This window comes from Rhodococcus sp. BL-253-APC-6A1W (assembly GCF_012843405.1).
In the GTDB taxonomy this organism is placed as follows: domain Bacteria; phylum Actinomycetota; class Actinomycetes; order Mycobacteriales; family Mycobacteriaceae; genus Rhodococcus.
Window position 1 is genome coordinate 41,624 of sequence record NZ_JABAFB010000006.1, and the last position, 24,632, is coordinate 66,255.

The window sequence follows — 24,632 nt, forward strand, 5'->3', positions numbered from 1 at the left end:
GATCGGCCGGATTGCGGACGAGTTCAGTCCCGTACGCGCAGATCCACGGGCTGGCCGTCGGAGGGGAACGGCAGGGACGTGAAGTTCAGTGGCGCGACGTAGCCGGGGTCGACATCCCAGTCGAAGCGCAGCAGCAGGTGATGCATGATCGCTTTGATCTCGGCGCCGGCGAAGTGCATTCCCAGGCATTTGTGCACACCTCCGCCGAAGGGCTCCCAGGCGTACCGATGCACCTTGTCTTCGCGCCGGTGCTCCGCAAAGCGTTCGGGGTCGAATCGTTCGGGGTCCGGCCAGTACTGCGGCATGTGGTGAGTGAAGTGCGGCGCCACTGCGGCGTACGTTCCCGCGGGCACGAAATGCCCCTGCACCTCGGTGTCGCGCACCGCCCGGCGCGCCATGACCGGCACGGGGGCAACGATACGGAGGCACTCCTTCATGACCAGATCGAGACCGACCAGACCGTCGAGGTCCCCGTAACCGGGTGTCGATGTGCCCAGTGCGAGCGACTCCGCCCGGCACCTCTCCCGCCACTGCGGATGCTGACCGAGGTACTGCATCATCGTGGAGAGGGTGATCGTGGACGTGTCGTGCGCGGCCATGAGCAGGAAGATCATGTGGTCGACGACCTCGTCGTCGCTGAAGCGTTGTCCTGCTTCGGATTCGATGTGGCAGAGCACGGAGAACAGGTCGTCGGTCTCGTGGGTACGGCGCGCCGGTAGGTACCGGCGGAAGAACTCTTCGAGGAGACGGCGGCCGTCGAGTCCCCGCTTCCACCGCGTGCCGGGGACGGGATAGCGGATCACCGAGGTCGCCGCTTGGACGCAGTCGACGAAAGCCTTCTTGATTGCGTCGATCTCACGCTCGGTACTGCCTTCCGCCCCGCCCATGAAGATGTCCGTGGCGAGATCGAGCGTGAGTGTCTTGAGTTCGGTGTAGGCACGGAACCCGTCGGTGGGCACCCACGTGTCGAGTGCGGCACCGATGGCCGGGTGGAGGGCGTCGACCGTCTTCTCGAGGCGTGAGCGAGTGAACGCCTGCTGCATGATCCGGCGGTGCCGCAGGTGTTCGTCCGAGTCGAGCAGCATGAGGCCGCCGTGGAAGAAGGGGCCGATCAGCGCCGACCACCCGTCGCTGTTCACAAAGGCCCGATCCTTGTTCTGGAGCACTTCCTGGCACGCGTCGGGACCGAGGACGGCAACCCAGCGCCGGCCGATCATCGTGAACCACGAGACCTCGCCGTAGGTGTCCCACCGCTTCTGCATCATCGTCAGCGGATCGCGGATGTACTCGAGCGCGTGGCCGACGAGGGGCGGACCCGCGTGGCCCGGGATCGGCTGCAACTGCGAGTCGGCGGGTGGAGCGGCCAGGATCTTCGTCACGATGAACCCTCATTCCCGAATTGATCTGACAGGACGCTCTGTCAGATGTTTGTAGTGTGTGTCACACCGACCCGTCTGTCAAGATCGGGGTATGACATCTCCTACGCCCCGCCGGTATGCGGGCCTGACCGGCGAGCAGCGCGCGGCATCACGGCGCGAGAGCCTGCTCGAGGCAGGGCTGGAGGTGTTTGCGGCCGCCGGGCAGAGCGGCGCCACCATGACCGCCATCTGCGCGCAGGCCAAACTGACCGAGCGCTACTTCTACGAAAGCTTCACCAGCAGAGACGAATTGCTACAGCAGGTGCTGGACCGGATCGCCGACGAGATCCGCGACGCCGGCCTGAGTGCACTGCGGACGAGCATCGGAACGCTCGAGCAGCGCGTGCGCAACGCGATCACGGCGTTCGTCACCATCCTCACCGACGATCCGCGCAAGGGACGGGTCGCGATGATCCAGTCCGCTGCGTTCGAGCCTCTGCGCTCGCATCGACGCGCGGCACTGCGCGGGTTCGCCCAGATGGTCGCGGACGAAGCGACGCTGATGTACGGGGACCGCGCGTGGCCCCCGCACCAGGGCGAGATCAACGGACTGCTGTTCGTCGGCGGCCTGGCCGAACTGGTGACCGCGTGGCTGAACGACGAAATCGCGATTACTCCCGAAGAAATCGTCGACGCGGCGACTCACCAGTTCACGTCCACGGCCCATCGCTGACATAGCCCGGCTCCTGGGGGTTGTTGCCCTCCGCCGCGATCGTTCACAAGCGACTCGCGACAGTGCTACGTTGCGCACACGACCGCGGAGGGAGCCGCCGTGTCCACACGTACTGTCGCTCGCCAATGCACCCTGTGCGAAGCGCACTGCGGAATCCTCGTCACCGTCGACGACGACAGGGTCACCCGCATCGAGGGGGGATCCCGACGACGTGCTCTCACACGGGTACATCTGCCCGAAGGCCACCGCCCTCGCAGATCTGCACTACGACCCGGACCGGCTGCGTCGCCCGATACGGCGGGTCGGCGACAGCTTCGAAGAGATCGGCTGGGACGAGGCGTTCGCCCTCGCAGGAAACCGGTTGCGCACCATCCAGCGACGGCACGGCCGCGACGCGATCGCGATGTACCTGGGCAACCCCGCGGCACACAGCTCCTCTGTCCTCTACGGGATCGCCCTGCGTATCGCCCTCCTCACCAGGAAGTTCTACTCGGCGTCCTCGATCGATCAATTCCCGCAGGAGTTCGCAGCGTGGAAGATGTTCGGCTCGAACGTATTGATGCCGATCGCAGACGTCGATCGCACCGACCGCCTCCTGATCCTGGGGGCCAACCCCGCGGTGTCCAACGGCTCGGTCACCACCATGCCCGACGCCCGCGGACGCATCGCCGCGATCCGTCGCCGCGGCGGCTCGGTGGTCGTCGTCGACCCGCGGCGCACCGAGACCGCGCGGCTCGCAGACGAACACGTCGCGGTATCTCCGGGCGGCGATCCGTACCTGCTGCTCGGAATGCTGCACACGATCTTCGCCGACGGTATCCGCCAGGCCCCCGGCACCGTGCCCCTGGCCGGCACGGAGGAATTGGCCCAGCTGGTCGCGGCCTGCACACCCGAGAAGATGGCGCCGCGCGCCGGGGTGGACGCGGACACGATCCGACGACTCGCCCGCGACCAGGCTTCGGCACGGTCCGCGGTCGCATACGCCCGCATCGGTGTCTGCCATCAGGTCACCGGCACCCTCACCCACTGGCTGGTGAACACCCTCAACGCCGTGACCGGAAATCTCGACCGGCCGGGCGGCCAGATGTTTTCCTCACCTCCGATCGACGCGGCGCGTCTTCTGCGGCGACTCGGTTCCGGATACGGCATGTGGAGCAACCGCACCGGCGAGCACAAGTCGTTCCGCACGGAACTGCCGGTGGTGGGCTTGGCGGACGAGATCCTCGGTGACGCACAGGATTCCGCCGGTCCGGTACGCGCTCTGGTCACCTACGCCGGAAACCCGGTGCTGTCCACCCCGCACGGCGGCCGTCTCGACGAGGCCCTCGACAGCCTCGACTTCTTCGTCGCGGTCGACATGTACCTCACCGAGACATCCAGGCACGCCGACCTGATCCTTCCGCCGGTATCCCACCTCGAACGGGACGAGTTCGATTTCCTGTTCCCGGTCTTCTCCGTCCGGAACAACGCACGGTTCAGCGCACGGGTGTTCGAACCTGCGGCCGACGCGCTCGAGGACTGGCAGATCATGTCGCGCCTGACCCTCGAGGTACTTCCGCTTCCCTTCCGCAGCTGGTCGGCTCGTCCTTTCCGCGCGCTGCTCGGCCGACTCAGCCCACTACGGCTGAGCGCGTTCGGCGTCCTGGCCGGACCGCACGGAGTCCTGCGTCGCGGGCGTCGAGGATTGACACTCGGGCGGATCCGGCGCGCCCGCGGCGGAATCGACCTCGGGCCGCTGCAACCACGGCTCCGGTCCCTGGTGGCTACGCGGGATCGCCGCGTGCACGTGGCGCCGCCGGAGTTCGTCGAGGAGACACGTCGCCTGCTCACCGACGCCGAGAACGACTCCCGGGAAGAGGAATTCGATCTCCGGCTGATCGGGCGACGCCACCTGCGATCGAACAACTCGTGGTTGCACAACGTTCCGACCATGGTGAAGGGCCGAGACCGGTGCACGGTCCTGATGCATCCCGACGACGCGGCGTCCCGGTCGCTCGTGCACGGTCAGCCGGTGACAGTGCGCTCCCGAATCGGGAGCATCGTGGTGCCCGTCGAGGTCAGCGACGAAATCCGGGCCGGCACGGTCGCCATCCCGCACGGGTGGGGTCACGCTGAGAAGGGTGTCGGCTGGTTCACCGCCGCCGCGCATCCCGGCGCCAACGTCAACCTGCTGCACGACCCGGCGGTCACCGATACGTTCACCGGCAATGCCGCGGTGAATGCGACGATGGTGAGCGTCGTCGCGACGGCTGGTACGTCGTGACGGCTGGTACGTCGTGACGGCGACGAGGCAGCACCACGGCGGGAGCGCCGAAAGAAGGCAGGTGCGGCGCAAAAAACGCGGCGCAGAAGAATGGCGGGAGCGTGCCCGGTCAGCCGTAGAGTCGCGCGAACGTGTCGAGCGACGCCTGCAGGTCGCCCTGAAGCGCGCGAGCGACTCCCGACCCTATGGGTCCGAACAGCGGCGCTCCCCCGAGGTCGATCTTCATCGTCAGACGAGAGCCTTCGCCGGCGGCGGTGACGGCGAGTCGCATCGAGAACTTCGTCCCGGCCTTGCCCGTCCCGCGGAGCACCACGTGGTGCGGTGCGTCGAGTTCCACGACCGTCCACGTGACGCGGTTGCGCAGGCCCTTGACCGAGACCACCGATTGCAGTGTCGTGCCCGCGGTGAGGGTGTCCGGGAGTTCGCTGCGCCAGCCGTCGTGGATGGTCAGCCACTCGTCGAAGCTCTGCAGCCGGGATGCCTTCTCCCACGCACGGTGCGGGTCCATGGGGAGTTCGGTCGACACCTCGAGTTTTGCCATGAGCGGCAGCCTAGACGACCGGCACTGTGGCGGGCCGTACGCGACCGAAGGCCCGCCCCTTTCGGGGCGGGCCTTCGGATCGTCAGGGCGTGTCGGGCAGAGTCAGTGGGAGACAACCTTCTCCACGCCGACGCCGGTCAGCGAGCGAACTTCCATCTCTGCCTGCTTGTAGGGATCTTCCGGCTTGCCGCGGCCCAGGTAGGTGCCGACTATGCCGAGCAGGAAGGCGAGCGGGATGGACACGATGCCGGGGTTCGACAGCGGGAACCAGGAGAAGTCGGCGTCGGGGAACATCGCGGACGGGCTGCCGGACACGGCGGGCGAGAACACGATCAGCACGAGGCAGCTGATCAGACCGCCGTAGATGCTGAACAGCGCACCCGTGGTGTTGAACTTCTTCCAGAACAGCGAGTACAGCAGCGTCGGCAGGTTCGCCGAAGCGGCAACCGCGAAGGCGAGTGCGACCAGGAAGGCGATGTTCTGTCCCATCGCGAGGATGCCGAGAACGATCGAGACCAGGCCGATCACCACAACGGTGATCCGCGAGACGCGCACCTGCTCGTCCTCGGTGGCGTTGCCGCGCTTGATGACACTGGCGTAGATGTCGTGGGCGAACGACGCCGACGCGGTGATGGCCAGCCCCGCGACCACGGCGAGGATCGTGGCGAACGCGACCGCCGAGATCACGGCCAGGAACACCGTGCCGCCGAGTTCGAACGCGAGCAGCGGGGCCGCGGCGTTCTCCTTGCCCGGTGCGTTGAGGATGACGTCCGGACCGACCAGGGCGGCAGCACCGTAACCGAGAACCAGCGTGAACAGGTAGAAGCCACCGATGAGCGCGATAGCCCACGTCACGGAGCGACGAGCTTCCTTCGCGGTGGGCACCGTGTAGAAGCGCATCAGCACGTGCGGCAGGCCGGCGGTACCGAGCACCAGAGCGAGGCCGAGCGAGATGAAGTCGATCCGCGACATGTCGCTGATGCCGTACTTCGCACCCGGGGCCAGGACGTCGCGCTGGGCGACAGCCTCGCTCGCGGAACCCGACACCATCGCCTGTGCGTCGGCGAGGAGCTGAGAGAAGTTGCCCCGCACCGCGACCAGCACGAGCACGAACATCACACCTGCACCGGCGATGAGGAGCACCGCCTTGACCATCTGCACGTAGGTCGTGCCCTTCATGCCGCCGATCAGCACGTACACGATCATGAGCACACCGACGACGGCGACGACGACCGCCTGCCCCGTCTTGCCTTCGATGTCGAGCAGGAGCGCAACCAGACCACCGGCACCGGCCATCTGGGCCAGCAGGTAGAACAGCGACACCGCAAGGGTGGACAGCGCCGCGGCCATGCGCACGGGCCGTTGATTGAGCCGGAAGCTCAGCACGTCGGCCATCGTGAAACGGCCGGTGTTGCGCAGGAGTTCGGCGACGAGCAGCAACGCGACGAGCCACGCGACCAGGAAGCCGATCGAGTAGAGGAAGCCGTCGTAGCCGTACACGGCGATGGCACCCGCGATACCCAGGAAGGACGCTGCCGACAGGTAGTCGCCTGCGATGGCGAACCCGTTCTGCGGGCCGGAGAACTGCCCGCCACCGGTGTAGAAGTCGGACGCCGTCTTCGTGGTCCGGCTGGCACGGATGACCAGGCCCATGGTGACGACGACGAACGCGAGGAAGATCGCGATATTGAGGAGCGGGTTACCGATGTCGGTGGTGCCCTGTGCGAGAACGCTCACTGCTGCGGTCCTTCCAGCTCGGTACGGATCGCAGCGGCACGGCCGTCGAGCTGACGACCGGCGAACTTCACGTACACCCCGGTGATGATGAAGGTGGTCAGGAACTGGGCGAGTCCCAGCAGGAGCCCGATGTTGACGTTGCCGATGACCTTGGTGGCCATGAAGTCGGTCGCGTAGGTCGCGAGCAGAACGTACAAGGCGTACCAGGCCAGGAAGAACGCCGTCACGGGAAACACGAACCGGCGCAGGCGACTGCGCAGCTCCTGGAACTCAGGGCTTTCCTGCATGTCGACGAACTCTTGCGGCGTCGGAACGCGCCGCTGGGGTACGTCGCTCTCGCTGGGAGGTGCTGTGGTCACTGCCGACTCCTTGGTCGTACGTGTGAGGTGTAGTGCTCACACACGTTAATGAGACGGCGATCACACAAATAGAGGGGTGTGCCGACCGCACGCCGAACTGCCGAGCGATGCGACGAACGGTCGGCTCACTGCGACGAACGGCGGTCGTCGAACGCTCCGAGCTCCCGATCCCGGCCCATGCCCAGTCGCTCGGGCACGTGCATCCGCGAGAACGTGCGGCCCACATCGGCCGGGATCCGCGTCCGCGTAGCAAGACTCACGGTGATCATGGTCAGGAATGCGAGCGGCACGCTCGCCGCGGCCGGGTATTCCGACAGCACCGCCGGCCATCCCTCCGCGGTCGCCGGATCGAACCGCACCACGATCGACATCAGGGCGGCACCACCCGCGACGGCGCCGCCCACCACCATGCCCGCGGCAGCACCGATTGCCGTCAACCCGCGCCACCAGATCCCCAGTACGAGCAGCGGACACAGCGTGGACGCGGCGATCGCGAAGACCTGCCCCACCGACCGCGACAGGTCCAGGGACGTCACCGACAACGCGAGCACGAGCGGCACGACACCCGCGAGCACCGCCGCGAGCCGGAAGTCACGGACCCGCCCGCGCAACACGTCGGTGGACAGCACCCCCGCCACGCTCACCAGCAGGCCCGACGACGTGGACAGGAACGCCGCGATCGCACCCGAGGCCACGAGCGCCGCGACCAGTTGCCCGCCCCACCCGGACAGCACCGACCCGGGCAGCAGCAGTACCGCGGCGTCGGAGCGGCCGGTGATGAGCAGTTGCGGGACGTACAGCCGGGCGAAGACCCCGAGAACGGTGGGGAACAGATAGAACAGCCCGAGGAGCCCGATCACCGCCAGCGAGGTCATGCGGGCGGCACGTCCGTCGGGGTTGGTGTAGAAGCGGACGAGTACGTGCGGCAACCCCATGGTGCCCAGGAACGTCGCGAGCATCAGTGAGTACACCTGGAACAACGGGTGCGCGCCGCCCGCACCGATCCCGGCGCCGGGTGCGGCCCAGGTGTCGTTGTCCGACGGAGCGCCCGCCACCACGGGGACCGGCGACCCCGCCTCGAGCACCAGCTGGGTTCCGGCCCCGAATTCGTGTTCTCCCGGTGCAAGCTCGATCACGCCGGAGACGGGCACACCGTCCACGTCGCCCCGGGCCGTCACCTCCAGCGGGTCGGCGACCTGCACGATGACGTCGACGGTGATGTCGACGGTGGTGGCTTCGGTGACTGTCGGGGGAACAGGACCGTCCACCGCGCGATCATCACCGACGAAATGCAGGATCAGGACGAGGGCGGGAATGGCGACCGCGGTGAGCTTGAGCCAATACTGGAACGCCTGCACGAACGTGATCGACCGCATCCCGCCACCGACCACGTTCGCGACGACGATGATGCCGACGACTGCGACCCCCACCCAGTCCGGGACGCCGAGAAGGATATTGAGCGTGAGTCCCGCGCCCTGGAACTGCGGCACGAGATAGAGCACGCAGATGATCGCGACCACCATCATCGACAGGGTGCGCAGCCATCGTTCGCCGAGACGGAACTCCGCGAAATCCGGCACCGTGTAGGCACCGGATCGCCTCAGCGGTGCCGCGACGAACAACAACAGCCCGAGATACCCGGCGGTGAACCCGACCGGATACCAGAGGGCGTCTGCCCCGAACTTCGCGACCAGCCCGGCGACGCCGAGGAAGGACGCGGCGGACAGGTACTCCCCGGAAATGGCGGCGGCGTTCCACCGCGGCCCGACGCTGCGGGACGCGACGAGGAAATCGGAGGTCGTGCGGGCCATACGGACGCCGTAGACACCGATCGCGACGGTGGCGACAGCCGCCGCGACGAGGCCGACGACGGTCGCGACGGGAATCGACTCGGTCATGACGCGTCAGTCGTCGGTCAGGTCGGTGAAGTCCTGCTCGTTTCGTTCGGCGAGGCGCACATAGACCCACGCGATCCCGAGCAGGACCGGATAACCGACGATGCCGAGCAGAATCCACGGGAGCCGGACCCCCATCAGCGTCACCTCCGACAGTCGCGGCACGAAGTGCAACAGCACGGGAATCGCCCCGAGCAGGCACACCGTTGCCAGGGCGACCCGGATGGCGAGGCCGAGTTGGGCGCGCACCAGGCCGCGCACCATCGCATCGCCGACCTCGGTCTGTTGCTGCACCTCGACCCGCGTGCGGACGATGCGCGCGCCCCGCCGCTGCGCGAGAACCACACGCTGCCGCGGCGGGGGTGACCCGCCTGCTTGGGTGCTCACCGCGACGTCCACGTCTGCATCGGGCCGCGGATGAGGCGGTCCTTGAGTTCACGGGTGTGGCGACGACTGACCGGCAACTCGACCGGTGGCGCGTCACCGTTCCCCTTCACACACACCACGAGGCCGGAGCCGACGCTGCGGATACCGGTGACCAGGGGCAGCGCGACGAGGAAGGACCGATGCACGCGCAGGAAGCCCGCGTCGGCCCATCGGCTCTCGAGGGTCGAGATCGGGATGCGCACGAGATGCGAACCGGTCGCGGTGTGCAACCGGGCATAGTCACCGTCGGCCTCCACCCACTGCACCGACGACCGGGGAACGAGAGTGGTCACCCCACCCAGTTCGACGGGGATCACTTCGTCGCCCGACTGTGGTTCCGGCGCCCGCCCCGCCCCGGACCGGCGCCGCTCGACGATCCGTTGCACCGCCTGAGCGAGGCGCTCCTCCCGAAGGGGCTTGAGCACATAGTCCACGGCACCGAGGTCGAACGCCGACACCGCGCGGTCGTCGTGTGCGGTCACGAACACCACAGCCGGTGGGGTCGCGAAGTTGCGAAGGATGCCGGCGATCTCCAGACCGTCCAGTCCGGGCATGTTGATGTCGAGGAACACCGCATCGACCCCACCGTCGCGCAACAACCGCAGCGCCGTCGTCGCGTCGCTCGCGGTATGGACCTGGGCGATCTCGTCCTGAGCGCGCAACAGGTACGCAAGCTCGTCGAGAGCGGGCGGTTCGTCGTCGACGGCCAGTACGGTGAGTGTCTTCTCTGCTTTGTCGTTCACGGCGGACCTATCGTGCCACGTCGGGCACCCGTCAAGGCCGGATACCCGCACGGAACTTGGGTACCCGCATGCTCACTTTCGTACCGGCCCCCGGGGCGGTCTCCACCACCAGCCCGTAGTCGTTGCCGAAAGCGGCCCGGAGCCGGTCGTCGACGTTGGCGAGACCGACGTGCGCGGACTCCTTGACCCCGCTGCCGTGCTCACTCTCGGCGATCGAGTCCAGCGTTCCGGAACGCAGCAGTTCCGGGTCCATTCCCACCCCGTCGTCCTCCACACTGATGACGCAGTCGGTGCCCTCGTCGGCTGCGGTGATCGTGATGGTGCCGGTGCGGGTGGATGTCCCGGCGATACCGTGCCGGACCGCGTTCTCGACGAGTGGCTGCAACGCGAGGAACGGAAGCGTCACGTTGAGAACCTCGGGTGCGACCTGCAACCGCACCTCGAGCGCATTGCCGAAACGGGCTCGTTCGAGCGTGAGATAGCGATCGATGTTCCGCAGTTCGTCGGCGAGCAGCGTGTACTCCCCCGTCGCGCGGAACGAGTAACGCGTGAAATCTGCGAAATCGAGCAGCAGTTCTCGTGCCCGGTCCGGGTCGGTGCGCACGAACGACGCGACGGTGTTGAGCGCGTTGTAGATGAAATGCGGGCTGATCTGCGCGCGTAAGGCCCGCAGCTCGGCCCGGTCGAGCCGGGCCCTGGAAGCGTCGAGTTCGGCCAGTTCGAGCTGGCTGCACGCATACCGCGCCACCTCCGTGATCGCGCCGAGCAATGCGGGACCGGGAGTCGTCGTCGTCACCACGCCCAGCACACCTGCCACTCCCACGCCTTCGATCACGAGGGGCTGGGCGATCAGTGCGCGCGCGGCGAGGTCCCGGGGGCCCGGAGCCAGGTCACGGTGTCCGACCAGTACCCGCCGCTCCTCCGCGACGGCGCGCGCGGCGGCGTCGTGCATGCGGTCCGCGAGGCTCTCGAACGGGCCGTCCCACGCGAGCAGCGTCCCGTCCGCGTCCACGAGGGCGACGGCCTGCGCTTCCGCGAGCAGCATCCGCAGGTGCACGGCCGCTTCCGTCGCGGACGAGGCGTCGAGCCCCCGTCGCAGGGGACGCGCGGCGAGGGACGCCGTGTGCAGCGTGGAATGCACGGCCCGTTCGGCGGGGGTGGTGACGACCCGGCGGGTCCGCGCCCACACCACGGCCAGTACGGCGACGACCAGAATCGTGACGGCCGCGAACGCGAGCAGAACGGTTCCGGTCACGTTTCGGCGATCCTCGGCGCTACGGCCACGGGGTCGGGCGGTTCGATCATGGTCATACGCTACGACGAGCACCGGCGACGGGCGGGTCGATCACGGCGGGGGCGTCCCGTTTCCCGTTCTGCCGCGACGTTCGACCCGTTCCTCCGCGGCGGCTTCCTCGATGTCCAGACTCTCGAGTTCGGCCCGCAGACTCTCGTCGTCCAACGTGCCGTCGTCTCGTGCCGCGATGAGCGCGGTGCGCTGGGCGCGGAGCACGGCGCGTCGGAACTCGTCGAACAGTGCGCCGGCGTCGACACCGGCCTCGGTGTCGTCCTCGGACTCGACCTGTCGCGCGTCGACGCGGGCCTTGACGGATCGTCGCACGCGTTCGAGGATCCGGCGCACCGCGTCCGGGTCGAACCCGCCCGGCGGATCCTTCTCCAAGCTTGCGATCTCTTCTTTCGCCGCGTTCGCCGTGATGGTGCGGGCCAGTTCGCGTTGCTCGGTGGCGCGAAGGCGTTCGTACGGATCGACGACGTCGAGCCGCCGGATCAGCATCGGCATGGTGGCGCCCTGAATGAGCAGCGTGCCCACCGCCACGACCAGCGCGGCCAGGTGGATGAGCTCCCGTCCCGGGAACGGCTCCCCAGACCCGAGGACCGCCGGCACACCGCCGGCTGCGGCAAGGGTGACGACGCCGCGCATCCCCGCCCACGACACCACGATGTGCTCGCGGTACGTCAGCGGGTCGCGGCCGAGGCGGGTGAACCCGGCCGTGCGCACCGCCCGGCGGCGACCCCAGTTCAGAAAGCCCCAGATCGGGCGGACGAGTATGACCACCGCCAGCACCGCAACGGAATAGAGCAACACCGGCACCACGTCGAGGCCGGTGTCGGCCACTTCGTCCAGGACGAATTTCAGTTGCAGGCCCATGTAAGCGAAGACGAACATTTCGAGCAGGATGTCGACGCTCTCCCACACGAAGCGTTCCTGTAACCGCGTGGTGACCGCGGTGTCGGTGGCCCGGTGCCCGATGTACAGGCCCGCCGCGACCACTGCGAGTACCCCGGACGCGTGGATCTCCTCGGCGACGAGATAAGCCGCGAACGGAAGGACCAGCCCGAGAGCAGTTTCCAGCGGCGAGTCGAACATGCGGCCGCGGACCCAGTGCACCACTGCCGCGAGGACCAGACCCACCGCGACGCCGCCGACGACTCCGTATGCGAAGAACAGCACCGGTGAATCGGCGAACACCGGGGTCCCCGCAACCATGGCGATCGCCACCGCGAACAGCGTCAGTGCGGTCGCATCGTTGACGAGTCCTTCACCGGTGAGGATGGAGATGACGCGTTTGGGCAGTCCGAGTTTCTGCCCCACCGCGACCGCGCTGACCGCGTCGGTGGGCGCAACCACCGCCCCCAGGACCAGCGCGGCACCGAACGTGAGGTCCGGAACCAGCCAGTTCGCGAAGAATGCCACCGCGAACGCCGTCGCCAGCACCGTGACGATCCCGAGTCTGAGGATCGGTGCGAGATAACGCCGGAACGTGGGAACGGAGAACTTCAGCGCCGCCGAGTACAGCAACGGGGGCAGCACGACCCCGAGCAGTACGTCCGGTTCCAGCTCGAGCCGCGGCAGGCCGGGCAGGAACGACGCGATCGCGCCGATGATGACGAGAACCAGTGGGCCCTGCAGGTTTCCCCTGTTCGCCAGTCCTGTGACGGCGATGGCCGCGATGACGACGAGCAGAATCATGGTCCCGTTCACGGGACCGATTCTCCCCCTATGCCGCCCGTGGGGCACACCCTCCGGTCACGTCGTCACTTGGTGCCGAGGGCCTTCTTCACTGCACTCTGCGCGGAATCGACCTGCCCGGCGAACTTGCCGCCGGTCTTGCTGTCCGCGACGTCACCGACCTTGTCGATGGCGCTGTTCACCTTGTCGGGATTCTCGGCCGCGAACTGCTTGCCCTTGTCCACGATGCCCTTGACGCTGTCCATGAATCCCATGCGGGAACCCCTTTGTTCGATGATCGAGCGAACAAAGCGTGACACAGCGAGAGCCGGGGTGATGAACCGGTCACCGCCCCGGCCGGGTCAGGGTGCGGTGCCCGGCGGGGTAGCCGGGCCCGGACCGCCCCCCGGGCGAGGATCGGGCTGTGGACCGGCGGGCGGTGACCCGGGCCGCGGATCCGATGCCGAAGCGTCTGTGACGGGGTTTTCGGCAGCCGGGTTTCCGGCAGCGGGGTTTTCGCTGCCGAGGTGCTTGCGCGCCGCGTCCTGCGCCTTGCCGATGTGCTGCGAGTATTTTCCGCGGGTCTTGGAGTCGGCGATGTGGCCTGCCTTCTCGATGTACCCGTCGACCTTGTCGGAGTTCTGTGCGGCGTAACCCTTGCCCTTGCCGAGCAGTCCCTTGACGGTGTCCATGAGTCCCATGGCGTGTCCTTCCGTTGGAACTACGACCAGCGTCCCACAGGTCAGGGTGCTCCGGGCAGGTCCTCCCGAGATGCGAACAGACGCCGGCGCTCACCGTGGATGCGACCCGTCACCCACCAGCAGGCCTCGACGAGAAGCACACCGATCGCACCGCAGGTGAACGCGATGGTGGAGTACGCGACGTTCGACGGGTCGAGCGCGAAGAACTCCCGGCAGAACGGCACCGAGAACAGCACGACGTAGCCGAGCACGGCTCCCGCGATCAGTGCGATCTTCCACCATTGGTACGGCCGTGCCACCACGGCCAGCACCCACAGGGCGATCATGATCAGGGTGATGAGCGCGGACGTCCCGGCCTGCACCTTCTGTGCCTCGGTCTGGTCCGGTCCCGCGTAGACGAGGAGGTAGCAGACGAAGGTCGCGACACCGACGATCACGCCCGACGGGATGGCCAGGCGCATCACCCGCGACACGAAACCCGGTCGTGCCCGCTCGTTGTTGGGAGCGAGCGACAGCAGGAACGCCGGGATACCGATGGTGAACCACGCGGCGATCGTCACGTGCCGCGGCAGGAACGGGTACGGCAGCGGATCGAAGTCGAAGATCGGGGCCAGCACCCCCGACGCACCGATGAAGAATGCGAGCAGCACCGAGTACACCGTTTTGGTGAGGAACAGATTCGAGACGCGTTCGATGTTGCCGATGACGCGGCGGCCCTCACCGACGACGTAGGGCAACGTCGCGAACTTGTTGTCGAGCAAGACGATCTGCGCGACGGACCGCGCTGCGGGGCTGCCCGAGCCCATGGCGACTCCGATGTCCGCGTCCTTGAGCGCGAGGACGTCGTTGACCCCGTCTCCGGTCATCGCGACGGTGTGGCCGCGCGACTGCAGCGCACCGACCATGGCGCGTTTCTGGTCGGGACGTACGCGCCCGAAGGTCGTCGATGCTTCGGCGATGTCGGCGAGTTGCTCGCGATCGTCGGGCAGTGTGCGCGCGTCGATCGGGCTGTCGCCGTGCGGCAGGCCGAGTGACGACGCGACCGCTCCCACAGACACGGCGTTGTCGCCGGAGATGACCTTGACGTCGACGTGCTGTTCCGCGAAGTACTCGAGCGTGGCCTTCGCATCGGTCCGCACCCGCTGCTCGAGCACGACCAGGGCGACGGGCGCGACGGTTCCGGGTGCGAGTGCGTCGTCGACGGGCCGGTCGCTGCGGGCCAGCAGCAGCACGCGCAGCCCCTGAGCTCCGAGTTCTTCCGCGCGCCGCGCCGTCGGTGTTCCCGAATCGAGGAGCACGTCGCACGCGCCGAGCAGCCAGTTGCCGTGTGCCCCGTACGACTGGCCGCTCCACTTCTTCGCCGAGGAGAACGGTGCGATCGCCGTGGGCTTGCCCCAATCGGGGCCGTCGGGAAACGCCTCGGCGATCGCGAGCACGCTCGCGTTCGGGCGGGGGTCGTCGCAGGCCAGGGCAGCCAGCGCGGTCCGGGCAGCGTCGAGGTCGGTTCCGCCGGGGCTCTCGACGAGTTCGACGTCGGCGAGCCGCATGCCGTTCTCGGTGAGAGTTCCGGTCTTGTCCGCACACACGATGTCGACCCGTGCCAGTCCCTCGATCGCGGGAAGCTCCTGCACGAGGCACTGGCGGCGGCCCAGCCGGACGACGCCGACCGCGAACGCGATGGAGGTCATGAGGACCAGGCCTTCGGGCACCATCGGCACCAGCGCCGCGACCATGCCGCTCAGCGAGGGTCCGAGGGCTTCACCGCTCGAGAACAGCTGGTTGAAGATGATGAGCAGGCCCGCGGGAATCATCAGGTAGGTGATGAGCTTGAGGATCTTGTTGATGCCCGCGTTCAGCTCCGAGTGGACCAGCGTGAACTTGCTGGCCTCCTCCGCGAGCCGCGCCGCGTACGCGTCCCGTCCGACCTTCGTCGCCCGGTAGGCGCCGGTCCCCGAGGACACGAAGCTGCCCGACATCACCGATGTCCCCGGGTCCTTGTGCACGGCGTCGGATTCACCGGTGAGCAAGGACTCGTCGAGTTCGAGCCCGGCCGACTCCACGACGGTGCCGTCGACGACGAGCTGATCGCCGGGACCGAGTTCGATGATGTCGTCGAGCACGACCTCGCGCGGGGGCAGCTCGCCGCTGCTGCCGTTGCGGCGCACTACCGGCCTGGTCTGGCTGACGATCGCGAGTTTGTCCAGGGTCCGCTTGGCGCGGACTTCCTGGATGATGCCGATGGAACTGTTCGCCACGATGAGCAGGCCGAACATGCCGTCGACGATCGAGCCGGTCGCGAGCACGATCAGCAGCAGGACGCCCAGAATCGCGTTGATCCGGGTGAAGACGTTGGCACGGACGATGTCCTTGACCGAACGGGACGCGCGGTCGGGGACGTCATTGGTCTGCCCGCGGGCGACTCGTTCGGCGACCTGTTCGGTGGCCAGCCCGTGCTCGAGATATGCGGGGTCGTCGGTGAGCGTGTCACTCGTCTCGACTACCGCGGTGGGCTCTTCTCCTGCCATAACCAATGAGCGTATTCCACCGGGCGGCGCCCCTGTTCCCCCGGAGGCTGCGTCAGCCGAGTGGGATCCACCACGGGTCGCGCGCGACGGGGCGGAGAGCGTCGATCCGCTGCCCGGGCATCGGCACGGCGGTCGCGACGCCCACCTCCTGCGCAGCCGGGAGCAGGCGCGCGATCGGCTCGGACCACGAGTGCAGGGCGAGGTTGAACGTCCCCCAGTGCACGGGGACGAGCAGGCTGTCGCGACGCTCGGTGCCGCCGAGGTCGAGGTGCGTGCGCACGGCTTCTTCGGGGTCCATGTGGACGTCGGGCCAGCGCCGGTCGTACGCGCCGACGGGCAGCAATGTCAGGTCGAACGGCCCGTACTTGTCGCCGAGGTCCGCGAAGCGCCGCGTGTAACCGGTGTCGCCGCCGAAGAACGCGCGGCGGGTCGGACCGGCGATCACCCAGGACGACCACAGAGTGATGTCGCGCTGCAGACCGCGGCCGGAGAAGTGCCGGGCCTCGGTGCACGTGATGCGCAGACCGTCGATCTCGACGTGCTGATCCCAGTCGAGTTCGACGATCCGGTTCTCGGCGACCTTCCACCGTCGCAGGTGGGCACCGATCCCCAGGGGCACGACGAACCGGGCCTCGGGCTGCAGGGCGGCGAGGGCTTCGACCGTGACCCGATCGAGGTGGTCGTAGTGGTCGTGCGAGATGACGATCGCGTCGGCGGCGGGCAGCGCCTGCAGTTCGACGGGCACGGGATGCATCCGCTTCGGGCCGACGGTCGGCGACGGGGAGACCCGGTCGCTCCACACCGGATCGCAGAGCACCCGGTAGCCGTCGATCTCGAGGAGGGCACTGGAATGCCCGAACCAGGTGACGGCGAGTTCGGCGGCGTCGACCGGCGCGAGCGACGGTGCGAGGGGCACGTCGCTGCGCGGGGTTCCACGGGAACCGCGGGTGAGCATGTCCTTCAGGAGTCCGCCGCTGTCGTCGGGATCGAGCACGGACGCGGGATCGGTGTTGTGGAACCGCCCGTTGCGATAGTGCGGCGATCCTGCGGCGTAAGGCCGGATGTCGGAGACGGAAGCCCCGATCGAACTCGGCAGGCCCCGTGCAGCACGAGCGAACCAGAGCGCACCTGCGCCGGCGAGCGCGGACGACGCGGCCTGCCGGGCCCTCATCGGCCGCGGAAGATCGGGTCGCGGCCGCCCGCGCGGGCCAGCCTGGCTTCCTGGGCGTCCTCGCTGAGCCACGCAGCAGCCAGTGCTGCCGTCTGCTCGGGTGTGCTGTCGTCGCGGGTGCCGTCGTCGTTGAGGAACAGCTTCTGTGCTTGCAGCGACAGCGGCGCGAGCTTCGCGATCTCCTGCGCCCATGCCTGCGCGGCGGCGAGGTCGCCGATCCTGTTGGCGAGGCCGCGAGCCAGCGCTTCCTCGGCGTCGATGGGTTCGGCGGCGAGCAGGACGGTCCGGGCCGGACCACCGCCGACGAGTGACGCCAGCCGACGCACCGTCCATCGGTCCACCGAGATCCCGAGACGCGCTGCGGGCACCGCGAACCTCGCGCCCGGGGCCACCACTCGCAGGTCCGAGGCCAGCGCGAGCTGGGTGCCCGCTCCGATGGCGGGTCCGTTGATCGCCGCGATCACGGGAACCGGTGCGCTTTCGATCGTCTGCAGCATGTCGCCGAGGTTGTCGAGGAACCCGGCGGCATAGACGTCGCCGGACAGGTCGGCGCCGGCGCAGAAGCTCGTTCCGCGGCCCGTGATCACGACAACCCGGGCATCGTCGCCGACTGCCTGTTCGACCGCATCGCGGATCTCGATGCACAACTGCGAATTGAGCGCGTTCCGGCGTTCTTCGCGCTGCAATTCCAGCGTGACGACGTCACCGTCGCGGTTGATCCCGATCATGTATCTGGCACCCTTCCGTCACTGCCCAACGATCATTCCATTGTGTCGCCCGTACCGCGCGACTCCTGAGCGCGGGGTCGTCCGGGACCACGCATCCTGCCCGCGTCGCGCGGTGCCCGCCCGGCCTCGGCCAGCGCGCGGCGCAGGAGGAATTCGATCTGGGCGTTGGTGCTGCGCAACTCGTCGGCGGCCCAGCGCGCGAGCGCGTCGTGGACCGCCGGGTCGAGCCGCAACAAGACCTTCTTGCGTTCGGGCATGCCGAATTCCCTACTGGTACAGCGATCCCGTGTTGAGAACGGGCTGGGCACTCTGATCGCCACACAGTACGACGAGCAGGTTGGAGACCATCGCGGCCTTGCGGTCCTCGTCGAGCATGACGGTGTGCTCGGCCTCGAGGCGCTCGAGGGCGGTACCGACCATGGAGACGGCGCCGTGCACGATCTGTTCCCGGGCGGCGATCACGGCGCCGGCCTGCTGACGGCGCAGCATCGCTTGCGCGATCTCCGGGGCGTAGGCGAGTTGGTTGATGCGGGTCTCGATCACGCGCACGCCGGCCGACCGGACGCGAGCATGCACCTCGGACGACAGCTTCGTGGTGATCTCGTCGGCGTTCTGCCGCAGCGACATCGCCTCGGGCGCACCGTCATACGGGTAACTCCCGGCGATGTGACGCACCGCGGCCTCGGTCTGGACGGCGACGAACTCCTCGAAGTCGTCCACGTCGAAGACCGCCCGCGCGGTGTCCTCGACCTGCCACACGATCACCGCCGAGATGTCGATGGGGTTGCCGTCCGCATCGTTGACCTTCGCCCTTGCCGTCTCGTGGTTTCGGATGCGCGTGGAGATCTTGCGACGGGAGTTGAGCGGATTCATCCACCGCAGGCCCGGTCCGCGGAGAGTGCCTGCGTACGAGCCCCCGAGCAATTGGAGCACGCGGGCTTCGTTGGGCTCGACGAGAATCAGGCCGGCGAGCGCGACGAGAGCGATGACCGCGACGACGGATCCCACCACGATCAGCGGAACGTTGATCTCGACCGCGGCCCACACGATCAGTGCGGACGCCAGTGCGGCGGCGACGAGTGCGGCGGCAAGTACGGGCCAGCCGTTGGACGAGCGTCCCGGGCGTTCCGACGAGGTGGTGGACTCTGCTGTTCCCATGGGGATCCTTCCGGGCACGAATGCGATGTCAAAGTGATATCACATTTTTGGATCATCGCCGGTGCCGGGTTCACAGGGCACGCCTCCCGATGTCACGGCATGATGGAGGGCAACCATCTGCGGAGAGGCCGGTGATGACGTCCGGAGGCAACACGGAGAACACGACGCCCGTCGACGTCGTCGTGATCGGTGCCGGGCAGGCGGGCCTGTCGGCCGCGTATTACCTGCGGCGGTTCGGGCTCGAACCCGAAACGGGGTTCGTGGTGTTCGACCGGTCGTTCGGCCCCGGCGGCGCGTGGCAGCACCGGTGGCCTTCCCTCACGTTGAACACCGTCAACGGCCTGCACGACCTGCCCGGGTCCGCGTTCTCCGACGCGGTCGACACCGGCTCCGGTGAAGTGCCCGCGTCGTCGGCGGTGCCCGCGTACTACGGCGCCTACGAGAAGGAGTTCGACCTTCCCGTACACCGCCCCGTTCAGGTCACGGTGGTGTGCAACCGCGGTGAACGCCTGCGGGTGGAGACCGATACCGGCGTGTACTCCGCACGGGGACTCATCAACGCGACCGGCACCTGGGAACACCCGTTCGTCCCGTGGTATCCGGGTGCGGCGCGGTTCCGGGGGCAGCAACTCCACACGAAGGACTACCGCGACGCCGAGCAGTTCCGTGGACGGCACGTGCTGGTCGTGGGCGGGGGAATCTCCGCGGTGCAGTTGCTCGACGAGATCTCGTTCGTCACCGCCACCACGTGGGTGACTCGACGCGAACCCGTCTGGCGCGACGAGGAATTCACGCCCGAATTCGGACGGACGGTAATCGCGGCCGTGGAGGACCGGGTGCGCCACGGATTGCCTCCCGGTTCGGTCGTCTCCGTGACCGGGCTTCCCGTCACACCCATGATCCGGGCGGCACGCGAACGCGGAGTACTCGACCGGTTGCCGATGTTCGCCGAGATCACCGAGACCGGTGTCCGCTGGCCCGACGGAACAACCCTCGATGTCGACGTAATCCTGTGGTGCACCGGTTTTCGAAGCTCACTCGACCACCTGGCGCCGCTCGGCCTGCGCAATCCCGGCGGGGGAATCACGATGACGGGCCGGCTCGCGACGCAGGTCGCCGCCGACCCCCGAATCCACCTCGTCGGCTACGGCCCGTCCGCGTCCACCATCGGCGCCAACCGCGCCGGGCGGGCTGCGGCACGTGAACTCGTCGACCATCTGACCACCGGAGCTGCGGCGTTGTGAAACGGCGCGGGGGGTCGGTCCTGGTGGTCGCGTTCGCAGCCGCGACCAGCCTTCTCGCCTCCGCGCCCGAAGCCGTCGAGATCGCGCTCCCTCCCCCGCCGCCACCGATCCCGGCGCCGCCGCCCACGCCACTGGCGCCCGACGAACTCGCCGCCCGTACCGTGCCGGTCGTCGTGACCATCGACGCGAGCCGCGGATGGACGGGAACGTCCGGAACGGGAATCGTTCTCACACCCGACGGCACGGTGCTGACCAATCATCACGTGGTCAGCGGAGCGACCGACATCACCGCGGTGAGCGCGGCGACGGGACTGATCTACGACGTCGACGTCATCGGGTACGACAGTGCACGCGACATCGCCGTACTCCAGCTCGGCACCGCGAACGGCCTTCCCGCGGCACCGGTCGCCGAGGCTCTGCCACCGGCGGGGACTCCCGTGACCGCATTCGGGAACGCGGACGGCGGCGGCGTCGTGGTCGCAGCGCCGGGCACCGTCATCGCGGCCGATCGCAGCGTGATGGTCCGCGACTCCACCGAGGGTTCCCGCAAGCGGCTCACCGGAATGCTGCAGACCGACACCCCGATCCGCCCCGGAGACTCGGGCGGTCCGCTCGTCGACCATTACGGCGCCGTGGTCGGAGTCAACACCGCCGGCGCGATCGAGCGTGAGCAACAGGAACCGTCCGAGTCGGCACCGGAGGCGTATGCCGTCCCGATCGCGGAGGCTCTCGCCGTCGTCGAACAGGTCCGGACCGGGGTCGGCACCGACACCGTGCACGTCGGCCCCACACCACGACTCGGTCTCGGCGTCTCCACGGCCCGGGCAGACGGCTCCGACCGCGGGGCCGAAGTGCTGTGGGTGTCGTTCGATACCCCCGCGTATCGCGCCGGTCTCGAAGCCGGCGACGTGGTGGTCTCCTTCGGAGGCGACACGGTGTCGTCGACGACCGACCTCGAGCAACGGCTACGAACCCGGAAACCGGGTGACACCGTCCGGATCGAATGGCTCGACGGGGACGGCCGTTCTCGTACAGCCGACGTGGTTCTCGAAGACGGCCCCGCCCGCTGATCCGCAGAACGCCGTAACGTGGGGCGACACCGCACCGGAACCGGGAGGGCACATGCCTCGACTTCTGCACCTCGATTCGTCCGCCGACCTCGACGCCTCGGTCTCACGCGAGCTGACACGGCTGTTCGTCGATACCTGGCGCGCAACCGGTTCCGGCCACACGGTGATCGAGCGGGACCTGCACCGATCGCCGCTCCCCCACCTCCCGGACGCCGCGCTGCACTACGCGACACGGCTGCGCACCGGTACGGAGCGGCCCGACCCGGCGGCCGAGGGCCTGCAAGCCGAATTGATCGCCGAGGTGACAGGCGCGGACGCGGTGGTGATCGGTGCGCCGATGTACAACTGGTCGATGCCGTCCTCGCTCAAAGCCTGGCTCGACTACATCCACGTACTCGGCACCACAGTGCCGTTCGATACGCCGGACGCACCCCTGGTGGGCAAGCCGGTGGTGATCGTGTCGAGCCGAGGAAACACGTACGCTCCCGGAAGCCCCGGCGAGGGAACCGATTTCGTCATACCTCCCCTCATGCAGGTCCTCGGCACCTCGCTCGGCATGTCGGTATCGGTGGTGACGGCGGAACTCACGCTCGCCGATCGCCTGACACCGCTTGCCCCGTTCGCCGGCCTCGCGGCGGAGAGCCTTGCCGCCGCCCGGGACGCAGTGCGCACTCTCGCGACGAGCCTGGCCCGGTGAGGACGAGCAGGACGCCTGGCCCACACCGGTGAAGTTCCTGGGGGGATGCTCCTACAGCGTGCTCTGCGCACTGTCGATCGGGGTGTGGGTGATTCCTCGACTGGTAGCGACGGGATACCCGCCTGGCACACGTCGAGGGGCATGAGCAGATTCGACGCGCGGTCACGGTGTCGGGGGACACGTCGGCTTCGCCGGATCGCAGATCGACGACGAAGTGTGCGCTCGGCCGTGACCACATCCGGGCCTGTACAGACCCGTGGCGGAAGACGGAATCGTCGCAGCGGGATACTCGACACGTGAGCGCAACACTACGTATCAGCGGCCTGTCCACCTCGAGAGGCGAACGCACGCTGTTCGAAGGCCTCGACCTCACCGTCGCACCGGGTGACGTGATCGGGCTGGTGGGCGCGAACGGCGCCGGCAAATCGACGCTGCTCACGACACTGGCCGGGCTGGGGAACGCGGACGTCACCGGATCGATCGTGCTCAGTCCGCCCGACGCGACCGTCGGATACCTCGCCCAGGAACCCGAGCGCGTCCCCGGTGAGACGATCCTGGATTTCCTCGGCCGTCGCACGGGCGTGACGGACGCCGAGAACATCATGAACGCGGCTGCCGAGGCGCTCGGCGAGTCGGATGTCGACGATTACACCCCGGCACTCGAGCGGTGGCTCGCGCTCGGCGGTGCCGATCTCGCAGAGCGCGCCGAGAAGGTCGTGTCGGATCTGGGGCTCGGGGTCGGGCTCGACGCGCCGATGACCGGACTGTCCGGCGGGCAGGCGGCGCGCGTCGGACTCGCGGCGCTGCTTCTGTCGCGCTACGACGTGCTGCTTCTCGACGAACCCACCAACGATCTCGACCTCGCGGGGCTGGAGCAACTCGAGCGTTTCGTCGCGGAGACACGCACCGCTCTCGTGGTGGTGAGCCACGACCGCGAATTCCTCGCGCGGACCGTGACGGGCATCGTCGAACTCGATCCCGTCCAGCAGCAGATCTCGGTGTACGACGGCGGTTACGAGGCGTACCTCGTCGAGCGCGAGGTGGCACGGCGGCACGCCCGCGAAGAGTACGAGGAATTCGCCGACACCAAGTCGCAACTCGAGGACCGCGCGCAGATGCAGCGCAACTGGCTCGAACACGGAACACGGAATGCTCGGCGGAAGTCGAAGGACAACGACAAGATCGGGAAGAAATTCCGCGCGGAGGCCACCGAGAAGCAGGCCGCAAAAGCGCGTCAGACGCAGCGGCGCATCGAACGCCTCGACGTCGTCGAGGAACCCCGCAAGGAATGGGAACTGCGGATGGAGATCGCGGCGGCACCGCGCAGCGGCACGGTCGTCGCAACGCTCGACGACGCGACGGTGCGACGCGGTGATTTCACCTTCGGTCCGGTGACCACCCAGGTGCAGTGGGGGGACCGGATCATCGTCACGGGCCCGAACGGGGCGGGGAAAACCACACTGCTGCGATTGCTGCTCGGCACCCTCACCCCGGATTCCGGGCGCGCGAGCCTCGGTTCCGGAGTCCAGGTCGGCGAGATCGATCAGGCGCGCGGACTGTTCGAAGGCGACGAGCCTCTGGTCGAAGCTTTCGGCCGGCAGGTCCCGGAGTGGCCGGACGCCGACGTACGTACCCTGCTCGCCAAGTTCGGACTCAAGGGGCACCATGTCCTGCGACCTGCGGCGTCGTTGTCGCCGGGCGAGCGGACACGGGCGGGGTTGGCGCTGCTGCAGGCGCGCGGTGTGAACCTGCTCGTGCTCGACGAGCCCACCAACCACCTCGATCTCCCGGCGATCGAGCAACTCGAGCAGGCGGTCGAGAGCTTCGACGGCACTCTCCTGCTGGTGACACACGACCGCAGAATGCTGGAGACGACGCGAAGCACGCGGCGGTGGCGACTCGAAGAAGGACGGCTGAGCGAGGAGTTGCTGTAGATGAGCGGAAGCGTTCGGGTGGACAGCTGGACGTGGTCGGTGCGGCTGTTCAAGACCCGTTCGGCGGCGGCATCGGCGTGCCGCGCCGGGCACGTGAAGGTCGACGGCGTGACAGCAAAGCCGTCGACACCGGTGACGATCGGCACCGAGGTCCGCGTGCGGGCGCACGGGGTCGAAAAGATCGTCGAGGTAACGCAATTGGTCAACAAGAGGGTGGGCGCGCCGATCGCCGCCACCGCCTACATCGATCACAGCCCACCGCCGCCGCCGAAGGAGATTCTCGCGGCGATCCCGATCCGCGATCGCGGCGCGGGTCGGCCCACGAAGAAAGATCGGCGCGAACTCGACCGGATCCGCGGTTTCCAGGACGACTGACGGGTC

At 68.1% G+C, this 24,632-nt stretch carries 22 protein-coding genes and 1 pseudogene; 7 read left to right on the forward strand and 16 right to left on the reverse strand.

Going from position 1 to position 24,632, the window contains the following annotated elements; translation table 11 throughout:
- Positions 1 to 23 precede the first annotated feature (23 nt).
- Positions 24 to 1,379, reverse strand: coding sequence for a cytochrome P450 (locus HF877_RS10500; RefSeq protein ID WP_169621128.1), 1,356 nt, complete (start codon positions 1,377 to 1,379; stop codon positions 24 to 26).
- Positions 1,380 to 1,470: 91 nt separating this feature from the next.
- On the opposite strand from HF877_RS10500, the gene HF877_RS10505 reads away from it, so the two are divergent.
- The gene (locus HF877_RS10505) at positions 1,471 to 2,091 is read left to right on the forward strand and encodes a TetR family transcriptional regulator (RefSeq protein ID WP_169621129.1); all 621 of its coding nucleotides are present in this window, start codon (positions 1,471 to 1,473) and stop codon (positions 2,089 to 2,091) included.
- Positions 2,092 to 2,190: 99 nt separating this feature from the next.
- A pseudogene (locus HF877_RS10510) lies at positions 2,191 to 4,354 on the forward strand (molybdopterin-dependent oxidoreductase).
- A 109-nt stretch (positions 4,355 to 4,463) separates the two neighbouring features.
- On the opposite strand, the gene HF877_RS10515 reads toward HF877_RS10510, so the two are convergent.
- From HF877_RS10515 to HF877_RS10585, 15 genes are all read right to left on the reverse strand, one after another.
- Positions 4,464 to 4,895 carry an SRPBCC family protein gene (locus tag HF877_RS10515; protein WP_169621130.1) on the reverse strand — a complete coding sequence of 144 codons (432 nt, stop codon included), beginning with the start codon at positions 4,893 to 4,895 and terminating at the stop codon, positions 4,464 to 4,466.
- Between the two features lie 102 nt (positions 4,896 to 4,997).
- Positions 4,998 to 6,632 carry a cation acetate symporter gene (locus HF877_RS10520; protein WP_169621131.1) on the reverse strand — a complete coding sequence of 545 codons (1,635 nt, stop codon included), beginning with the start codon at positions 6,630 to 6,632 and terminating at the stop codon, positions 4,998 to 5,000.
- Entirely contained in the window at positions 6,629 to 6,991 is a 363-nt protein-coding gene (locus HF877_RS10525; protein WP_169621132.1) for a DUF485 domain-containing protein, read from the reverse strand. The genes HF877_RS10520 and HF877_RS10525 overlap by 4 nt, the downstream gene beginning before the upstream one ends.
- Before the next feature lie 125 nt (positions 6,992 to 7,116).
- Entirely contained in the window at positions 7,117 to 8,889 is a 1,773-nt protein-coding gene (locus tag HF877_RS10530) for a cation acetate symporter (protein ID WP_169621133.1), read from the reverse strand.
- A 6-nt stretch (positions 8,890 to 8,895) separates the two neighbouring features.
- The gene (locus tag HF877_RS10535; protein WP_169621134.1) at positions 8,896 to 9,285 is read right to left on the reverse strand and encodes a hypothetical protein; all 390 of its coding nucleotides are present in this window, start codon (positions 9,283 to 9,285) and stop codon (positions 8,896 to 8,898) included.
- Positions 9,270 to 10,055, reverse strand: coding sequence for a LytTR family DNA-binding domain-containing protein (locus HF877_RS10540; protein WP_169621135.1), 786 nt, complete (start codon positions 10,053 to 10,055; stop codon positions 9,270 to 9,272). The genes HF877_RS10535 and HF877_RS10540 overlap by 16 nt, the downstream gene beginning before the upstream one ends.
- A gap of 31 nt (positions 10,056 to 10,086) precedes the next feature.
- Complete coding sequence (locus HF877_RS10545) at positions 10,087 to 11,310, reverse strand: histidine kinase (protein ID WP_169621136.1); 1,224 nt, start codon at positions 11,308 to 11,310, stop codon at positions 10,087 to 10,089.
- A gap of 90 nt (positions 11,311 to 11,400) precedes the next feature.
- Positions 11,401 to 13,056: a Na+/H+ antiporter gene (locus HF877_RS10550; protein WP_169621137.1), complete on the reverse strand. Its 1,656-nt coding sequence runs from the start codon at positions 13,054 to 13,056 to the stop codon at positions 11,401 to 11,403.
- Between the two features lie 53 nt (positions 13,057 to 13,109).
- A complete protein-coding gene (locus HF877_RS10555) occupies positions 13,110 to 13,298 on the reverse strand; it encodes an antitoxin (RefSeq protein ID WP_169621138.1) in 189 nt (62 codons plus the stop codon).
- Positions 13,299 to 13,385: 87 nt separating this feature from the next.
- Positions 13,386 to 13,724, reverse strand: coding sequence for an antitoxin (locus HF877_RS10560; RefSeq protein WP_169621139.1), 339 nt, complete (start codon positions 13,722 to 13,724; stop codon positions 13,386 to 13,388).
- A gap of 41 nt (positions 13,725 to 13,765) precedes the next feature.
- Entirely contained in the window at positions 13,766 to 16,249 is a 2,484-nt protein-coding gene (locus HF877_RS10565) for an HAD-IC family P-type ATPase (RefSeq protein ID WP_169621140.1), read from the reverse strand.
- A gap of 52 nt (positions 16,250 to 16,301) precedes the next feature.
- Positions 16,302 to 17,420, reverse strand: a complete 1,119-nt coding sequence (locus HF877_RS10570) for an MBL fold metallo-hydrolase (RefSeq protein ID WP_169621141.1) — start codon at positions 17,418 to 17,420, stop codon at positions 16,302 to 16,304.
- Positions 17,417 to 18,148, reverse strand: coding sequence for an enoyl-CoA hydratase (locus tag HF877_RS10575; protein WP_169621142.1), 732 nt, complete (start codon positions 18,146 to 18,148; stop codon positions 17,417 to 17,419). The genes HF877_RS10570 and HF877_RS10575 overlap by 4 nt, the downstream gene beginning before the upstream one ends.
- Before the next feature lie 32 nt (positions 18,149 to 18,180).
- Positions 18,181 to 18,405, reverse strand: coding sequence for a hypothetical protein (locus HF877_RS10580; protein ID WP_169621143.1), 225 nt, complete (start codon positions 18,403 to 18,405; stop codon positions 18,181 to 18,183).
- 10 nt (positions 18,406 to 18,415) lie between these two features.
- Positions 18,416 to 19,306, reverse strand: coding sequence for an SPFH domain-containing protein (locus tag HF877_RS10585; protein ID WP_169621144.1), 891 nt, complete (start codon positions 19,304 to 19,306; stop codon positions 18,416 to 18,418).
- A 134-nt stretch (positions 19,307 to 19,440) separates the two neighbouring features.
- On the opposite strand from HF877_RS10585, the gene HF877_RS10590 reads away from it, so the two are divergent.
- From HF877_RS10590 to HF877_RS10610, 5 genes are all read left to right on the forward strand, one after another.
- The gene (locus HF877_RS10590; protein WP_169621398.1) at positions 19,441 to 20,550 is read left to right on the forward strand and encodes an NAD(P)-binding domain-containing protein; all 1,110 of its coding nucleotides are present in this window, start codon (positions 19,441 to 19,443) and stop codon (positions 20,548 to 20,550) included.
- Positions 20,547 to 21,620: a S1C family serine protease gene (locus HF877_RS10595; RefSeq protein ID WP_169621145.1), complete on the forward strand. Its 1,074-nt coding sequence runs from the start codon at positions 20,547 to 20,549 to the stop codon at positions 21,618 to 21,620. Before HF877_RS10590 ends, HF877_RS10595 begins: the two co-directional genes overlap by 4 nt.
- A 52-nt stretch (positions 21,621 to 21,672) precedes the next feature.
- Positions 21,673 to 22,317: an NAD(P)H-dependent oxidoreductase gene (locus HF877_RS10600; protein ID WP_169621146.1), complete on the forward strand. Its 645-nt coding sequence runs from the start codon at positions 21,673 to 21,675 to the stop codon at positions 22,315 to 22,317.
- Positions 22,318 to 22,613: 296 nt separating this feature from the next.
- On the forward strand, positions 22,614 to 24,251 hold the full coding sequence (locus HF877_RS10605; protein ID WP_169621147.1) for an ABC-F family ATP-binding cassette domain-containing protein: 1,638 nt from the start codon (positions 22,614 to 22,616) through the stop codon (positions 24,249 to 24,251).
- Entirely contained in the window at positions 24,252 to 24,626 is a 375-nt protein-coding gene (locus HF877_RS10610) for a S4 domain-containing protein (RefSeq protein WP_169621148.1), read from the forward strand.
- Positions 24,627 to 24,632: the final 6 nt, after the last annotated feature.

What these genes read in the sequence shown, in the direction of transcription:
- HF877_RS10505 (WP_169621129.1), top strand. Translation starts at nt 1,471, where the DNA reads ATGACATCTCCTACGCCCCGCCGGTATGCGGGCCTGACCGGCGAGCAG.
- HF877_RS10515 (WP_169621130.1), bottom strand. Translation starts at nt 4,895, where the DNA reads ATGGCAAAACTCGAGGTGTCGACCGAACTCCCCATGGACCCGCACCGT.
- HF877_RS10530 (WP_169621133.1), bottom strand. Translation starts at nt 8,889, where the DNA reads ATGACCGAGTCGATTCCCGTCGCGACCGTCGTCGGCCTCGTCGCGGCG.
- HF877_RS10555 (WP_169621138.1), bottom strand. Translation starts at nt 13,298, where the DNA reads ATGGGATTCATGGACAGCGTCAAGGGCATCGTGGACAAGGGCAAGCAG.
- HF877_RS10560 (WP_169621139.1), bottom strand. Translation starts at nt 13,724, where the DNA reads ATGGGACTCATGGACACCGTCAAGGGACTGCTCGGCAAGGGCAAGGGT.
- HF877_RS10565 (WP_169621140.1), bottom strand. Translation starts at nt 16,249, where the DNA reads ATGGCAGGAGAAGAGCCCACCGCGGTAGTCGAGACGAGTGACACGCTC.
- HF877_RS10570 (WP_169621141.1), bottom strand. Translation starts at nt 17,420, where the DNA reads ATGAGGGCCCGGCAGGCCGCGTCGTCCGCGCTCGCCGGCGCAGGTGCG.
- HF877_RS10575 (WP_169621142.1), bottom strand. Translation starts at nt 18,148, where the DNA reads ATGATCGGGATCAACCGCGACGGTGACGTCGTCACGCTGGAATTGCAG.
- HF877_RS10580 (WP_169621143.1), bottom strand. Translation starts at nt 18,405, where the DNA reads ATGCCCGAACGCAAGAAGGTCTTGTTGCGGCTCGACCCGGCGGTCCAC.
- HF877_RS10585 (WP_169621144.1), bottom strand. Translation starts at nt 19,306, where the DNA reads ATGGGAACAGCAGAGTCCACCACCTCGTCGGAACGCCCGGGACGCTCG.
- HF877_RS10590 (WP_169621398.1), top strand. Translation starts at nt 19,441, where the DNA reads ATGACGTCCGGAGGCAACACGGAGAACACGACGCCCGTCGACGTCGTC.
- HF877_RS10600 (WP_169621146.1), top strand. Translation starts at nt 21,673, where the DNA reads ATGCCTCGACTTCTGCACCTCGATTCGTCCGCCGACCTCGACGCCTCG.
- HF877_RS10610 (WP_169621148.1), top strand. Translation starts at nt 24,252, where the DNA reads ATGAGCGGAAGCGTTCGGGTGGACAGCTGGACGTGGTCGGTGCGGCTG.